The organism is Streptomyces liliifuscus (genome assembly GCF_016598615.1).
Lineage (GTDB): Bacteria > Actinomycetota > Actinomycetes > Streptomycetales > Streptomycetaceae > Streptomyces > Streptomyces liliifuscus.
This window is the reverse complement of sequence record NZ_CP066832.1, coordinates 1-15,012: the sequence shown is the minus strand read 5'-3', so window position 1 is coordinate 15,012 and position 15,012 is coordinate 1. Positions and strand designations below refer to the sequence as shown.

The 15,012-nt window shown below is 70.0% G+C and carries 16 protein-coding genes; 6 read left to right on the top strand and 10 right to left on the bottom strand.

Features of this window, described 5'->3' with window-relative positions:
• Positions 1 to 93 precede the first annotated feature (93 nt).
• Entirely contained in the window at positions 94 to 1,908 is a 1,815-nt protein-coding gene (locus JEQ17_RS48130) for an RNA-binding domain-containing protein (RefSeq protein WP_200402139.1), read from the bottom strand.
• An 88-nt stretch (positions 1,909 to 1,996) separates the two neighbouring features.
• Positions 1,997 to 3,232 carry a hypothetical protein gene (locus tag JEQ17_RS48125; RefSeq protein WP_200402138.1) on the bottom strand — a complete coding sequence of 412 codons (1,236 nt, stop codon included), beginning with the start codon at positions 3,230 to 3,232 and terminating at the stop codon, positions 1,997 to 1,999.
• A gap of 84 nt (positions 3,233 to 3,316) precedes the next feature.
• Between JEQ17_RS48125 and JEQ17_RS48120 the strand changes: the two genes are divergently transcribed.
• The 3 genes from JEQ17_RS48120 (at position 3,317) to JEQ17_RS48110 (ending at position 4,932) form a co-directional block, all read left to right on the top strand.
• Positions 3,317 to 3,466 (top strand): hypothetical protein, encoded by a 150-nt coding sequence (locus JEQ17_RS48120; RefSeq protein WP_200402137.1) that lies wholly within the window; start codon positions 3,317 to 3,319, stop codon positions 3,464 to 3,466.
• A 184-nt stretch (positions 3,467 to 3,650) separates the two neighbouring features.
• Positions 3,651 to 4,073: a hypothetical protein gene (locus JEQ17_RS48115; RefSeq protein WP_200402136.1), complete on the top strand. Its 423-nt coding sequence runs from the start codon at positions 3,651 to 3,653 to the stop codon at positions 4,071 to 4,073.
• Positions 4,074 to 4,131: 58 nt separating this feature from the next.
• Entirely contained in the window at positions 4,132 to 4,932 is an 801-nt protein-coding gene (locus JEQ17_RS48110) for a GNAT family N-acetyltransferase (protein WP_200402135.1), read from the top strand.
• Between the two features lie 30 nt (positions 4,933 to 4,962).
• On the opposite strand, the gene JEQ17_RS48105 is transcribed toward JEQ17_RS48110, so the two are convergent.
• Positions 4,963 to 6,249 carry a helix-turn-helix domain-containing protein gene (locus JEQ17_RS48105; protein WP_234048868.1) on the bottom strand — a complete coding sequence of 429 codons (1,287 nt, stop codon included), beginning with the start codon at positions 6,247 to 6,249 and terminating at the stop codon, positions 4,963 to 4,965.
• 242 nt (positions 6,250 to 6,491) lie between these two features.
• Here JEQ17_RS48105 and JEQ17_RS48100 point away from each other — a divergent pair, with 242 nt between their 5' ends.
• Both JEQ17_RS48100 and JEQ17_RS48095 read left to right on the top strand, forming a co-directional pair.
• On the top strand, positions 6,492 to 7,037 hold the full coding sequence (locus JEQ17_RS48100; RefSeq protein ID WP_200402134.1) for a hypothetical protein: 546 nt from the start codon (positions 6,492 to 6,494) through the stop codon (positions 7,035 to 7,037).
• Between the two features lie 84 nt (positions 7,038 to 7,121).
• Complete coding sequence (locus tag JEQ17_RS48095) at positions 7,122 to 7,961, top strand: hypothetical protein (protein ID WP_200402133.1); 840 nt, start codon at positions 7,122 to 7,124, stop codon at positions 7,959 to 7,961.
• Between the two features lie 208 nt (positions 7,962 to 8,169).
• On the opposite strand, the gene JEQ17_RS48090 is transcribed toward JEQ17_RS48095, so the two are convergent.
• The 5 genes from JEQ17_RS48090 to JEQ17_RS48070 all read right to left on the bottom strand — a co-directional run bounded on the left by JEQ17_RS48090 (position 8,170) and on the right by JEQ17_RS48070 (position 11,231).
• The gene (locus JEQ17_RS48090; RefSeq protein WP_200402132.1) at positions 8,170 to 8,622 is read right to left on the bottom strand and encodes a hypothetical protein; all 453 of its coding nucleotides are present in this window, start codon (positions 8,620 to 8,622) and stop codon (positions 8,170 to 8,172) included.
• Positions 8,623 to 8,666: 44 nt separating this feature from the next.
• Positions 8,667 to 9,776, bottom strand: a complete 1,110-nt coding sequence (locus tag JEQ17_RS48085; RefSeq protein ID WP_234048867.1) for a DUF4262 domain-containing protein — start codon at positions 9,774 to 9,776, stop codon at positions 8,667 to 8,669.
• 160 nt (positions 9,777 to 9,936) lie between these two features.
• Complete coding sequence (locus JEQ17_RS48080; protein ID WP_200402131.1) at positions 9,937 to 10,410, bottom strand: hypothetical protein; 474 nt, start codon at positions 10,408 to 10,410, stop codon at positions 9,937 to 9,939.
• 441 nt (positions 10,411 to 10,851) lie between these two features.
• Positions 10,852 to 11,064 (bottom strand): hypothetical protein, encoded by a 213-nt coding sequence (locus JEQ17_RS48075; protein WP_200402130.1) that lies wholly within the window; start codon positions 11,062 to 11,064, stop codon positions 10,852 to 10,854.
• Complete coding sequence (locus JEQ17_RS48070; RefSeq protein WP_200402129.1) at positions 11,064 to 11,231, bottom strand: hypothetical protein; 168 nt, start codon at positions 11,229 to 11,231, stop codon at positions 11,064 to 11,066. Before JEQ17_RS48070 ends, JEQ17_RS48075 begins: the two co-directional genes overlap by 1 nt.
• A gap of 590 nt (positions 11,232 to 11,821) precedes the next feature.
• On the opposite strand from JEQ17_RS48070, the gene JEQ17_RS48065 reads away from it, so the two are divergent.
• Positions 11,822 to 12,784 carry a transcriptional regulator gene (locus JEQ17_RS48065; RefSeq protein WP_200402128.1) on the top strand — a complete coding sequence of 321 codons (963 nt, stop codon included), beginning with the start codon at positions 11,822 to 11,824 and terminating at the stop codon, positions 12,782 to 12,784.
• Positions 12,785 to 12,862: 78 nt separating this feature from the next.
• On the opposite strand, the gene JEQ17_RS48060 is transcribed toward JEQ17_RS48065, so the two are convergent.
• Both JEQ17_RS48060 and JEQ17_RS48055 read right to left on the bottom strand, forming a co-directional pair.
• Entirely contained in the window at positions 12,863 to 13,138 is a 276-nt protein-coding gene (locus JEQ17_RS48060) for a hypothetical protein (protein ID WP_200402127.1), read from the bottom strand.
• Positions 13,139 to 13,430: 292 nt separating this feature from the next.
• Positions 13,431 to 14,057, bottom strand: coding sequence for a hypothetical protein (locus JEQ17_RS48055; protein ID WP_024126614.1), 627 nt, complete (start codon positions 14,055 to 14,057; stop codon positions 13,431 to 13,433).
• Positions 14,058 to 15,012 lie beyond the last annotated feature (955 nt).

Here is a 15,012-nt window from a genome sequence, read left to right as displayed (position 1 = left end):
CCTCCGGCCACCGTCGAGGTCCTGTCTGCGTCCCCGGCGGCGGGCGAGAGGGCCGTGACAGCGGTGGGTCCCGACCCGTGAGATGGCCTGGTCCTACAGCAGGTCCATCTCCGCGTCGACGTACCCGAACTGGCCGACCATGTACGCCAGCGCCTCCCGCAGCAGGCGCTGGCGCTCTGCGCGGACCATGGCCGGCGCCGCGGTGATCGTGACGGCCATCCGCGACCTGGGGCCGCCGTCGTTGGAGCCGAGCGACGTCAGGTCGACGCGCGTGTCCAGATCCGGCAGGACGCCGTTGTCGGCAGGCTGTTCGCACGTCATCCGCAGTTCGGTGGTGGGCGGGGCGGCCCACGACAACCCGGCAGGGTCGCCGATGACATCGGGCAGCACCTCCGCGGCCGTCTCCCACGCGGCGAGCAGCACGGCCTGGACCTCGTCGAGTCCCAGCTGCGTGTCCCCGCCGGCACCGAGGACCGCGGCCCACGCCTCCGGGTTCTCGATCAGGACGTCCGCGCAGGCGACCACGGTGGACTTCATCGTGGTGGGCAGGGCGAGCATGACGGAGGCCTTCACGGCCGGACCGCCGTCCGGCCCGGCGATCGTGCACACGTAGCCGACGGAACGGGCCGAGTTGCCAAAGGGCCCCCGCTCCCAGCGAGCGGCGGGCAGATCCGCGCCCCGGCGCCGGGACAGCATCGTCAGCGCGCCGGCCACCGCGCTGTGCGGAAGCTGCTGTTCGAGCAGCGTACGTCGGGGTTTGCTGACCTCCAGCGGGCCCGCGTCGGCCCAGGGCAGGTTCACCAGGGCGCGCAGGCGCAGCGCCGGTGTCTGGCCGGAGGTCCCGATCTCGGCCGACCGGCCCTGGTTGAGGCTGAAGCGGGGGAGCGGCTGCCACCGCCACACGCCGCGCTCCGAACGTGTCAGGCGGCCCGCGCCCCACGATCCGCCGTCAAGGTCCACACTTCGGGCGTCGGCCGAGATCACCCACGCCGTGTCCGTGTCCTTCGGCGGACAGGGCAAACCGATGGCCGCGAGCGGGTCCTGGCCCGGTGCATGCCGACCGGCTTCGACGATCGCCTGCCAGACGGGCGCGGCGACGGCCGCCGGAGGGCGCCCGGCCACCAGACACAGCACCCAGCCCGGCACGCCGTCCTGTTCGTGGTGCAGATCCTGCAGAGCAGCTGAGCCCTGCGCCCACGCCTCTCCGGCCGGCTGGCCCAGCCCTGCGTCGGCCAGCTGCTCGTAGGCCGCACGCATCTCCCGCTCGCGCTCAGGCACGCCCTGCCCGACCCGCAGCCCGCTGTCCGGCCCGGCTTTCGACGTGGCCTGCCGTACGAGGTCGGTGAGGGCCTGGGCGGTGGTCAAGCCGGAGGCTCGGACACCGGCGGAGAGCAGCTGCTGGATCTCGGTCCGCGGCAGCCAGTGCGTGCTGTCGCCGTCCCGCCTCGGCACGGCGACGGTGTCCGTGCGCGGAGAACCAGGCTTGCCCACCGGTGCCGGCACGACGAAGAGCGTGTCGCCAGCCTGCGCGGGAACGTCGATGAACGCCACCCGCTCGCCGTTCGCGCCGGACCATCCGACGCGCACGCCCCGAGGTGCCGGAGTAATCCATTGACGGATCAGCTTGCGGATCTGGTCCATGTTCACCGTCGCCGGGTCGACACCGACGATGTGGTCCAGGACCTCTTCGTCATGCTCCAGGCGGGTGGCTATGCCGATGACGATGACCCCGCCGCCCCCGTTGGCGAACCCGGCTACATCCTTGGCGAGTTCCTCGACCGCCTTGGGGTCAGCCAGCTGGTACGGGCGCCCCTTCGCGTCGATCCACTGCGTCTCGCGCAGTCCAAGCAAGGAGACCGGCTCATGGGCGTTCAGCGCGGCCAGCGCGCTCTTCAGATCCTTCACCACCCCGGCAGTATCCACCGGAGTTTCGGCTGCCTACGCAATGTTCCACAACGTCACCGGCGCCGCCGGAGCACGCGATGAGGGCCGCCGCTCAGCCCTCCATGTGCTGCTCGAGAACGACGTCAATGGTGAGGGCGAACCGGGGCCGGGTTGTGCGGCCAGTGCCTTGTGCCGCCTTGAGGGTGCGCTCGCTGCTGCTGCCGAGCCACAGGCCCACGAGCAGGTCGGTCAGGTACTGCTCAATCGCCACCGCGGTGTGCCGGACGGCTGTGTAGCCGACGGTGAATTGCTGGGAGGAGGGGCGGGCGGTGGCGCCCTCGACGGCGGCGAGGAACTTGGCCGGGACCACCAGAACGTCACCGGTACCGCAGATCAGCCAGTACACGGAGCTCGCGCTGTGTTCCAGCAGGTCGTGCAGTTGGCGGCGCTTGACGGTCCAGCTGTCCTCGCGTCCGGCGCGTCCAGGCGCCAGCGCGGCGGACTTCTTGACCTGGATGAGGTCTCCCGTACGCAGTTGGAGACGGCCGGGAACGCGTACGTCGACGACGACGCCGATGTCGGCTCCGTTGGCCCGTTCCTCCTTCTTGGTCACGGTGCGGTGGCCGACCCGCAGGTGCGGGCCGGCCACGCCGGCTACCCGGGTGTGGGCGGGCAGGGCGGTGAACTCGCCGGCGAGACCGGCCAGCAGCGTCGCGGTCTCTTGTTCTTCCTCTGCGGCCCCGAGGTCGTGCATGGTGCTTGCGAATTCCGCTGCGGCACGACGGGTGGCACCCCGCACGAGGCCTTCCAGATCGTGGTCGGCAAGCCAGGTGGATGCTGGTGCCGCCAAAGGGCGCGGGAACTGGTCACGGTGGGCGTCGACCGATGCGGAAAGGACGTCCAGCAGCCGCTCTTCGAACGGCCTTGTGCCCTCAAGGGCGGCCAGTAGCCCGGCGGCGCGCAGCTGTACGGGAAGGATCGTGCTGCGGCTGCTGCGGTTGACCGCCTGCCGGACTATCCGGTGCTTGTCGGCGAGTGGAACGGTGAGTGCCACGTCCAGGTCCTCCAGATGCCGCCCCAGGAGCAGCAGCCACTCCAGCGATCGCGCCCACAACACCGGCCGCGCCTGCTTCTCCAGCATGCGACGCAGTCCAGATGCCGCGACCGGGTCACGCTCCCCGGCCAGGAGCGCCAGGTCACGCCACAGCTGCGCCAGCCGCTGGTCAACGTGGGAATCGAGACGGTCCAGAAGCCGGGAGGTCCACATCTCATGCCGGTTGCGAGGACCCTCACGCTGCTGATGCGCCCGGGCGAGCCCGACGGCGACCGCGCAGGGAACCGGCAGCACGTCGGCGACCGCGGGTGTTGCACAGACGGCCCAGCGCACCACAGGCGGCGGCCCACCAGGGTAGGACCACTCGATCAGCGGCCGATGAGAGCACTCGCCGAGCAGAAGGCTCTCAACCCACGCTCGGTGCTCCCGGGCGAACTCAGCGAAGGCGTCCGGCTGGCGCCGGGTGAGGTCTTCGACATCTCCGGGGCACGCGCTCAGTGCCCGCTGACAGCAGTCGAAGCACCGTGAGACAAAGGAGTAGTGAGCGGGACAGGATTCCACCCCGCGACTCTACGGCCCCGGCAATCGACGTTCCGCATGGGCAAGTTGGTCGGCGCAGGACACGCCCTCCACCTCGCTCCGGCCGGTCGATACTCGTTCACGCCACGACGCTGGCGCAGGTTTGTCAGTCGGTCGAACTAAGCTCCGAAGCATGAGCACCCCCGCCCCAGAACCGGACCCGTTCGACCCGCAAGACTTCCCTGCCGACCTGGTCGCAGCCCAGCGCCAGGTGGCGGATCTGTACGCCGCCCTTCGCGCCCACCAGGCGATGCTCCCCTGGTCCCGTGAGCCTCACCCCGGCTGGCCTGACGAGCCGGAGCGGGGGAGGGAACGGGGCGGCCGACCCGCATCGCCCGGCTGGACACCCGACGAGGCCGCCGAGTTCGACCGGCTCATGGAGCAGCTGCGCGCTGCCACGGCACGGGTGCAGTGCCACACGTGGTGGGAGCGCTGCAAGCAGGAAGGCATCAAAGGCGCGGACATGGTCGTCACCCGCCAGGCCCTCAAGCACGCGAAGGGCGCCGTCCCGGAGGGCACGCTCCTTGAGCAGGACGACGTCCGTCCAGCGGCCTGACCCGGTTTGAGCCTGGAGCCGACCCACGCGGAGCCCCCTGCTGACAAGGTTGACCTCCATGGACTCCGTCGCCACCGCCCTGGACCGCATCTGGCCCTCCGAACTGCGCACCGACCGGCTCCTCCTACGACCGGTCACCACCGAAGACGGCCTCCTCGTACACGAGCTGCTGACCGACGACCGCGTCCGCGCACACCTCGGTGGCCCTGTCACGGAGGATCGCGTCGCCGCCCGGCAGGCCGCCTACCCGACGACGGCCGGCGCCTTCACCGTCGTCCGCGTCGCCGACCAGCGGCCGATCGGCCTGGTGACCATCGCCGTCGACCACAGGTGCGAGGGACGCGCCGAACTCTCCTATCAACTGCTCCCCGCCGCCTGGGGCGAAGGGCTGGGGAGGGAGGCCGTCGCGGCGGCCGTTAGCTGGTGGACGGACGCCGTCCCCGGCGGTGGCCCGCTGGTCGCGGTTACGCAGAAGGCCAACAGCGCCTCGTGCCGCATGCTGGAGGCGATCGGCATGACCGTCGTCGACGAGCTCGACGAGCACGGTGCGCGCCAGTGTCTCTACACCCCCGCTGGCGACAAGGACGACAGCGACCTGCGCTGGTTGCGCCTGCTCGCCGCGCGCCGGGACGCCGTCGAGCGTCGCCGAGGCGCCCAGGCACGCGCGACCGCGGCCGGCCAGAACCTCCCCGATGACCTCGCGGCGCTCACCCCCGAGGAACTGGTCCGACTGTGCCCCGCCCGCCACGGCGCCTACGGCCGGATCTGCGCCCGCATGGCCGATCACACGCCGGACCTTCACCTGGGCCGGGCACAGGACGGCGCGTGGATCGCCTGGCTGACGACGGCTGACGCCTGACCACCCGACCCGGCGCGAGCACGTCGGCGCTTAGAACTCGTCGGCGCGCATCGGGACGAGCTCGGCGACCTCGAACTGGGTCGTCTCCGGGTGTAGTTCGAGGAAACGGTCGATGACCTGGGCGTGCGCCTGGCCGGTGAACAGGTCCAGTGCCACGTGGTCGAGGGGACCGTCGTCCAACTGGAGGTAGGTCATGGCCAGATGGGCGCCGTGGTGCAGAGCGTCTTTCTCGGTGGGGTAGGTCCAGGTGCTCAGCTCGCGTTCCGGCTCGCTGCGGTGCAGCAGCACCCAGGGCCCGCCGGCTGGCCCCGTAGGCGAGTCGGCCAGGGCCCGGCACGTGCGGCACCACGACGCGTTCGCGGCAAGCCGCTCCGCCGAACCGGCACCCCACACCGGCTCTGGCACGACGATGCGCGCGACCGCCGACCGTACGGGCAGGGCCTGCGGCTCCAGGGTGAGCAGTTCGGGGACCCGGTAGGCGGTGCGGGCGCGGCTCTTCCTGCCGGCCGGAGGCTGCCACAGTGCCCGCGGCCACGGCTCGTCGAGTGTCACAGAGGGGCTGCGGCTGAGGGGATGGCCGAGGTCGACCCGGTCCCCGTAGGACGGGGTCGGCTCCTCCCCTGGCGGAAGCGGCAGCAGCCACCCGGCCACGTCCTTCACCCACGACTGCCCGCAGCCGCACCAGTGCACGGCGGCAGCCTGCTCGGCGGGGCTGTCGTACCAGTCCGGCTCCTCCCAGCCCAGCCCGAGGCGCGCCATAGCGGTCGGCTTCTCGCACGGGCAGGACGCGAACCGGTACAGCTCCACATCGGGCTGCTCGTCGCGCGCCGCGTGCAGCCACGCCGGATGAACACCCAGCGCCCGAGCCAGCGCCTCCCGCTCATGGTCCCCGGGCCGGGAGCGGCCCGCCGCCCAGTGCCCGATCTGGTGCGCGCCGACGCCGACGTCGCCTCCCAGGCCGACCGCGGTCTTCGCGGCCGCCTCCTGCAGCAGCCGCAGGCGCCGCGCGAAGGGAGACAGCCCCAGCAGCGCCCACACCGGGTGCTCCCCCTGGGGCTCGACGTGATCCGGATCGTCTTCCCACACCTCATGGAGCTCGTTGTAGGAAAAGGCGTGCTCGGCGAGCGTCTCGGTCAGCCAACGGCGCACCGCAGCGTCGTCCGCCCACTGCTCGTCGGTAGCCTCCCGAGCCGCATCGTCCGTGTTTTCCGCCAGCACCAGTTCCTCGTGCAGCGGGAACACCAACTCCTCGACGGCTAGCAGTGCCCGGGAGGCGATGACACGGCGGGCCGGCTCCGGCGCCGCGCCGCTCAGCACGCCCGACAGCACGAACCACCAGCCGGTCCTGCTGCTTACCCCACCTGCTCACCCTGACCTCACTCCCGCGGCCGCCGCGGCCCCGCACGCGCCACATCATCCCGGCCATGACACGGAAGCGGGCGACAACGCCCGAAGTTCACCCACACCAGAACACGCTCGCTCCACACCCCGGACAGCCAGCAGCGCCCGCCATCAGACCCAGCACAACCGCCAGCTACGCGGCCACATACGCTGTCCCGATGCCCGTCGTACCCCCGCTCTTCAGCGATGCCGAGACCGACCACCCCGCCATCGCCCAGTGGTGCTCCACCATCCTGGCCGGCGACACCGCCCGCCTGCTCCTCCTGGGACCGCACTGGTCCGGCAAGTCCCACGCCGCCTACGCCGGGCTGCGCCAGCTACTCTCCGCCGGCTACCGCGAAGAGCACATCACCGTCCACCAGGCCCACGATCTCGGGCGCAACTACGAGCCCAGCATGATCGAGAACACCACCGCCGTCACGGTCATCGACGATCTGACCCTCTCCGTCGACCTGGTGCGCGAGGCCACCGTGCCGCTGAAGCCGGACCCCGCCGAAGTCCAGACCATGATGGCCCTGGAGGCGGGAGCACTCGCGGATGCCGTCGCCCGCCTGAGCCTGCTGCCGCGGCGCTCCTGGCTCCTGATCGCCTCGAACCTCGACTGCCTCGTCGAGGCGGTCGGCCAAGAGACCGCCGACCGCCTCGTCGCCGTCGCCGAGCAGGCCGAACTCGTCCCCCGCCCCCGGCCGACCCTGCGCTGGTAGCAGCCGGACAATCAGCACGCCCGCCGCACCTCAATCAGCTGGACTACGCTGCGCGTTGTCGTCAGGGCGAAGGAAGGGCGGCCTGTGGCCAAGCGGACGAACGGCTCCGAGAAGAACCGCAAGGAGCCGCTGGCCGGCGTCGCACGCCGGCTGTGGGCGTTCTCCGGCAACGAATGCGCCTGGGGCGACCCGCACTGCTCAACCCGGCTGGTCACAGAGGAAGGCGCCTGGGTCGGCAAGATCGCCCACATCATCGGCGCCGAGCCCGGCAGCGCCCGTCACGAGGCATGGGACGGCACGGACGTCGACCAGCTACGGGACTTCGACAATCTGATGCTGCTGTGCGGGGTGCACCACGACCTGATCGACAGCAGCGTCACCCGGCACGACTACACCGTCGAGTACCTGCGGGCAGTCAAACAGAAGCACGAGGCCAAGTACCGGTACACGGTCGACGACATCGAGGCCGAGTTCCGCGACACGGTCAACGGCTCCCTGGTCCGCCCCGCCACCACCATGCGCCGCTTCTTCGCCTGGGAGGACGCCAACCAGGACCCGTCGGACGAACAGGACTTCCTTCAGCTGGTCAACCGCTTCGCGGGGCGGGTCGGCGGCCTCACGCGGATGGCCCGACAGGTGCTCGCCCTCGTGGTGCACGAGGAGACCACGGACTTCGAACTGGTGCTGAGGCGCTTCTCGGCGGACCGTACGACGCTGCTCAGCGTCGTACGCGAACTCCAGAAGGCGGAGATGGTCTACCTCCACGCCGAGGAGTACGACGAGGACCGCGGACAACTGTCCCTGCTCAGTGGCGCTCTGGAGGGAGTCCCCGAAATGTGGGACGAGCTTCGGGGCTTCTGCCGCGACGAGAAGGTGGACCTCAAGGAGATTCTGGTGGATCTCGACTTCTCCCGCTTGGACTGAGCCGCCGGCGGGCGTACGACCTACGCCCGGGGAGTGGCGGCCCCGGCCGTACTGCGTCCCGTCACGGGGACCGGGGCCTGTCCCGCACACTCCATTCCGGCACGGGCCACGGCGAGCCTAACGAATGACCCAAGAGCCCCTGCACCGATTTCCACCGGCCCGGGACGAAGCACGAGGACAAGCACGGCGAGGGGACTGCCACAAGGCATCACGCCGTCGGCTTCCGCACAGGACAGGTACCGCGAGCGGCGACACCGACGGCATCGTCGCCACTGTCCTGAACGCGCGGCGTGTCGGCCTCGGCGGGCCTGGCGGTGACACCGTAGAAGCCGCCGAAGGCCTCGACGCCGCTCTTCCCTTCCAGTTGGGCGAGCAGCGCCGCCGCTGCCACGCCGCGCGCCAGTTCGCTCGCGGTCCGGGCCACACGGTTCTGCGCGCGTCCCGACCGAGGACGACCATCGCTGAACTGGATCGCGTCACCGTTCTCGCCCAGGCTGCCACCAGCGCGCTCGGCCTCGCCTCGTAGCCAGGCCTTGGCCTGCTCGCGCGAATGGCCCCATTGCCTGAGCTTGTACGCGATGTCAGCACCGCACAGCGGAACTGCGAAATCCAGGAAGAGCCGCAGCTCATCAATGGCATTCAATGGTTCAGGCTGGCGCACAGAAGAATCTCCTAGACATAAAGAGTCGGAAACTCGAAATTGGGCTAAAGAAGCGGCTGGGTTCCAGGAGAAAGCGAGCAGGAAGCGTCCGTCGGAAAGATGCCGGCACTATCGGGCCACACGGCCTGCCAATACGGCACGGCAATCTCCTGGCCGTACACCGCCCGCAGCATCGAGAAGGGCTCCAGGGACGTCACGGGGCGCATGAGCAGCTGGAATCCGTTCGCAAGAACCCCGTCCAGCGCCTCACCGTCAACTGGACCAGACGATCCGGCGAACCGCTCGATGAGGGAGTGAAGCAGGCCCTGCATCACCCGGACGTCCAGGCCAGCCATCACGAACTCGCACCCCAGAGATTCGTGCAGACCGATGGTGTAGCAATAGGCAGCAGAACTCTCATCACCAAGAACTGGCTGGATAGCGAACCCGTGCTCCGCGATTACGCCCCGCAGCCGAGCAACGTACGCCGTCATGAAGTCGGGCGGACACACCGGGCAATCCGCATCTCCGCAGGAATCGTGAGGGCGGCCCTTCGGCAAGACACTGGCCGCGGCATCGGGTGTGAAATCGAGATCGCGGACGACCAGCTGGGACGGGTCATCGTCCGGACCAAGTGACTCCAGAGCCGGGAGATCGATCAGGCCCCACCCGCCTTGCGACAGGTCACCCCCCAGGCACGACCACCCGTAAGCCCGGCCGCTCGCGTCGTCGACCTCCACGACGTACCACTCACCCTCGGCGGAGTAGTACCGGAGGCCGACCACCCTGTGCTCATGCGGCTCCAGGACCGTTGCCCACAGAGCCGGGATCTCGGCCAGCACCTCCGGAGCCGGGTAGAAGCCGTGGCCGCGCTCCTCGCGCCACAGCTCGGGCGGCCGCGTCCCGACCGGAGCGCCCCCCTGCGCAGAGCCCTCGGCGTCGGGCTGGGCGCGGAAGATGGCCTGCTCCACATCCGGGTGAAAGATCGACACCTCCTCGCCGTCCCAGCGCACGGTGTACGCCTCCAGGTCACCGGGCAAAGCGAGCAGTTCGGGGACTGTCTCCATCGCCCTGAGGAAGAGGGCGATGAACAGTTCTTCCCGGCTTCCGGCGTCGGTAGAGACGGTGGTTCGCTCCCAGGGGTGCCCGAGGACGCGCATGCGGATGTCCGCCATGATCAGTTCTCCAGTGAATCGTGGGTGGGGAGCCGAGGAGGGCCTGGCTGAGGGCGTGCGTCGCCTCTGAGGCGATCGCGGAGTAGCGACGCTGCGCCTCAGCGCGCATCACGGGCCAGCCGGCCCCGACGGAGTGAGAGGAGGGAGGAGCCTGCCCGGATCAGGAGGCTGACGACTGCTGGGCCCGATACTTGCCCACCACGGCGAGCACGGCGGTGCCGAGCAGGTCGGCACCCTCACCCGCCATCCAGTCGCCGAGTGTCGCTTCCGGGCTGCTGCTGAGCCGCTGGATGAGTTCGTGCACGCCGACATGCGGAACGCCCTCGGCATCGCAACCAGCCTCGAAGTGCCCGAAGTCGGGGGCATACGCGTGGTAGTGCCCGTCGGCGCTCCAGTGAGGGTCCTGCCACAGCTCGAACACAGCGTTCGGAGCGTCCTCCTCCAGCCGCGCGGCTACTTCCTCGCAGAGGCCCAATGCGGCGTCCCGGGCGCGGTAGACCTGTCCCAGCGTGAGGGTCTCGGAGGGACCACGCTCATACTCGCCGCGAAGCCTGTGCTCCCGCATGAGGTCGAGAAGCGCGACGACCTCGCCAGCGGGAATCGAATGGATGCGGAGCTGCAGATCAGCAGACACGATTCTTCCTACGATCGAGCGCCACGGCGGGCGCGCATGAAGAGGGACAGCACCGCGGGCGTTGTCGGCAGCGGTGAAGTAGAGGGGCTTCGGTCGCTCGGCCGGCGCCCTCGCACCGGCGGAAGGAGTGGGGCCGTAGGCGTTTGGCTGTGTGCGGCTCTTCGGCCGTCCGGAGTTACGCCAAGGCCTGGTTGAGGGCAGCCGTCAGAACCGCGATGCCTCACGCCGCCAGCTGCGCGTCTCGGCGCGGCGAACCAGACGGCGGAACCAGGGCCCCTTTTCGCCCTCATCGCTGTACCGGCCCGGCAGGATCTTGCTCCCCACGGAGCCGGTCCGAGCGTTCTTGACCTTGCGACGCCTCGCGGGACGCTTACTCGCCCCGGTCCCCGGGACGGGGGTGCTCATGTTGAGATCAACTCCGCATCTGTTTGCCCCGATGCCTTACGCGGCGTCGTTCTCGGCGCAGTCGGGGCAGTCGTCGGGGCAGCGGTCTTGGGTGCCGTAGGTGTGAACCTCACAGCGCACACAGGGGTCGACGGAGGCGACGTAGTCGCCGTCTTCGGTACGGGTTTCTCCGACCCAGTCGTCAGCCGGGATCCCAGTCGGTTCGTTGCAGTGGCCGCAGTTGACCTCGCCGGGACGGTAGATGGCCATCAGAGCTCACGCTCGGGCAGACCGCCGTGGAGCCTCCACAGGAACTCCGACATGTCGACGCCGATCTCGTGCTCGGCGTCGTTACTGTCGCCATCGACGGCCTCGTTCCAACGGGCGAGAAGTTCTTCGACCTCGGCCAGGTCGGAGGGGCTTAGTTTGGTGCTCAAGGCGCGGTCCTCCTGCTTGCGCGCCCCGACAAGCGGGGTCGGATGGGGTTCGTGCATGGGCCCCGGAGGGCTGGAAAGTCAGTCAGGCGGTAGGTGTGATCAGCAGACGGCCCCATGGGAAGGGCCGTTCTGGCGCGGGGCCGTTCCAGGGACATCCAGTTGGTGACCTCGGTCGGGTCTTCTTCCCCGACGAGGCCGCGGGCGGCGGTCCGCTGGTCGGGTGGCTTCTCGGCCGCCGGTCTTCGCTCCCCAGCCCCGCAAGAACAACAATACATATTGGAATCTAAAGATGCAACAACAAAAAGAGTCCGTCTGCCTCAATGCCCGGACCAGGTGCCGGAAGGCGCGAGAGGGCCAACCCGATCGCCGCCGTCCCTAGACCGTGCCATGCCCCCAGGGCCTCGCCTACGCACAGCCGGCTACCCGCCCTTCGCCCACGGCCCGGGCGCGCCAGGGACGCAAGAGGCGCACGGAGCCGACAGACGTGCGCCCTGCCCGAGGCACGGCCAGACCCGTACCGTCGCAACATCGGGCCGAATACGCCGGGGGACGCTCGGGACACAGCGGCCGGGGAGGACGGTGGCGTGGTCATGGAGCGCAGGAGGGTACTGGGCACCGCGCTCTGCGCGGCGGTGCTTTGGAAGGGCGGCACGACAGCGGTGCTGGCCGGCGAACGCGGCCAGCACCTGGCCGAGGGGGATCTGCCGGCTGCGCGCAGGCTGTTCGCCGCCGGCAGATACGACCGGCTCCACCAGATGCTCCCAGGGATGATCGCCCGCGCGAGCGAGAGCGAGCGAACGGGCCCAGTCGGCGCCAGCCGCGCGGCGGGGGTATGGGTACTCGTCTCTCAACTAGCAGTCAAGAAAGCCGAGATGGGCACCGCGGCCGCCTTCGCGGTCCGGGCCGGGACGGCGGCCCGCCGCTCGGGCCGACCGGAACTCCTCGCGGCCGCCGCGCGCGCGGCCGCGACACCGCTGCGCCGCACGGGCCGCGCGGACACGGCCCTGCAACTACTCGGGGAAGCGCACGATGAGCTGGGCACCGCTCCCCGGCCGTCCGCGGCCGACCTCGACGCCTCCGGCATGGTGGCCCTGACCGCGGCCTACACCGCCGCCCAGGCCCGAATGCCCTCCGTCGCCGAGCAGTTCGCGTCCCTGGCCGAACAGACCGCGGCCCGCCTCCTCCGCGACCGCGGACGGGTACCGGCGGGCGCAGAGCTGTCGCCAGCGCAGTGCGCGCTGTACCGGGTCGGCATCCACCAGAAGCTCGGCGACGTCGACCGAGCCCTGGCGTACGCCGCAGGCCTGGAGCCGGCCGCGCTGACCACACCGGAGCGCCGAGCCCGAGCGGCGACCGACACCGCCCGCGCCCTGCTGACCGCCGGAGACGTGGCGACCGCGTTCGTCCAGCTACAACTCGTGGAACGAGCCGCGCCACAGGAGGCCCGCCGCCCCTCAGTCCGCGCGCTCACGGCCGAGGTCGCCGCGCGCCGGCCGGACCTACCCGGCGTCACAGCCTTCGCCCGCCGCACCACCCTGCGCGCCGCGACATGAAGCCCCCGCCGGCCGATTCCCCACCGCGTCCTCGCATAGGGACTTGATCAAGGTCGAGCAGACCTCGCGGGGGCGTCGTCAGCCCAGGTAGTAGGTGTGTGTCGGGCGAAAGGTCGGGTAGAGCAATTCGAATGCACCCGGGCCCCGCGGGTCGTCGAAGGCGAGCAGCGCCGGGTCGTCCAAGGTGCAGCAGCCACACTTCGGATCCATCCACGTGATGGTGATGTGGGGAAACTCGGCCGCCATTTCGCGGATGGCATCCTCCCACGCCGTCTTGTCCTCATCACGCCAGTCGTGCTGGGTTCCGTCCATGTAGACCTGGTCCAGGCGCTCGGCCCACTCGTCGAATTTCATGCTTGCGGCCTTTCTGTGCTCGTGGTTGGTGGCCCGGCCCCGGGTCCTGGGTGGAGGGGGTTGGTGGGGCCGGGGGCCGGGCCAAGGGTGGACGCGGGCGGGGCCTGGGGGTTGAGACCGATCCTGCCCTGGTCTGGGTCTTCCGCTTCCGTCGGCGCGGGCGCGCGAAGGCCCGTGCGGTGCGGGTGGGTGCCCGGGCCCCGTGGGGGCCCGGACACGGGCGGGGGTGGGGGGTGTGGGGGTTCGGCGGCCCCGTGTTGGGGGTTGGGGCCGCCGGGGGGTGGGTGGGGGGTCAGGCGGTCTTGTAGCCGTTGAGCTTCTCGACCAGCTCGGCGCGCATGAAGGCGAGTGCCTGTGCCTTGTCGTCGAGCTTGTTGATCTCGGCCTGGACGGCCTCGGCGCGCTTGCCGTTGAGGAACTTGGTGTACGTGGCCTCGCGCTTGGGGGTGTTCTTGTCGGCCTGGTAGGTGGTGACCAGGCCGGTGACGAGGTCGCGGACCTTCTCGAAGGTGTCCTGGCTGGCGTTCTCGGCCGGGGAGTTGGTCTCGAAGGCCGCACCCATGATCCGCTTGCGGAACGTCAGCAGCGGCGCGGCCCCGTTGTCCGTCTCGGCGGTCAGGTCGGCCGGGTTGACCAGGTGGCTGCCGACCACGTACGGCAGGTCCATGTCGCCCAGCTTCGGGGCGTCGGTCCGCTCGTGGCGGTCGGTCGCGCTGCCCTTGCCGAACTGGACGTTCAGCAGACCCGCGACCTTCGGGAACAGCTCCCAGTTCGGGTGGACCACGACCGTGCCGATCGGGAACACGCCGTCCTGGAGGACGCGGGACAGGTCGTAGACCGCCTCGCCGTTCTCGCCCGTCTCGACCGCGTACGAGTAGGTGTTACCGGCCGGGGTGGTGAACGTCTGGGTACCGGACATGAAGATCCCCTCCAACAGGGTCAGTAGGTGGTTTCTCGGCCGGTTCTTCGTTCCCCCGACCTCGTGATAACTACAGTACACACCGAACCACGAATACGCAACACCGGAACGGGATCACCCCCACACGCTCAACCAAACCCAGCCCCAACTAGAAACCTCACCCCCTCCCCCCACCCCCAACGACCACCCCCACCCCCACCCCCACCCGAGCCCACACCGCCAACCCGCCCCGAACCCACCGGAGCCACCCGACCCCACCCCCGCGCAACCCCGGATCTAACACCCCCACCGACCCCCGCCCCGAATCTAACGACACCCCGGGAACCCCCCACCAACCCAACCGGCGAATCTAACGCCCGCCCCACACGCGACGATTGGAGCGGCCCCGGATCTAACACCCCGGTCCGCCGAATCTAACAACCCGCCAATTCCCGGAACGTGAATCTAACGCCACCCTCACGCACGCCCCGGATCGCCGCACACGGCCCCCTGGAGCCTCGCCCCCGCTATCCCCTTCCCCGACTGCCAACACCCCTGTAGGCTGCCGCCAGAGCCGCACAGGGGCCGCCCGGCCGGACCGGAGTCACCCCCGGGGCCGGGGAAACGGAAACCCCGTCAATTCCCGCCCCACAACTTGAATTCCGGGGCCCCGAGCCCTTAGAATGATCAGGCCGCACGAGAAATCAGGACCACCCGCAGAGAAACACCACCGGGACAACCTGAAAACCCGTCGAGAAACCACAGAAAAGGCCCGCCAGGACCACGAGGGAACCCCCTCCCACCTAGCCAGCCAATCTCTGACCCCAACCCCCGGAAAGAGGACCCGAATTCGAGGCCGAACCATCCGCCGGCCTCCGGCCCGCCCCGCGGGCCGGCTCCACGGCCGGCCCCTTGGCGGGCCGGTCAGCGCTCTGCGCTGACGGTCTGTCAGAGGGCGCTCTGCGCCCTCTGTACC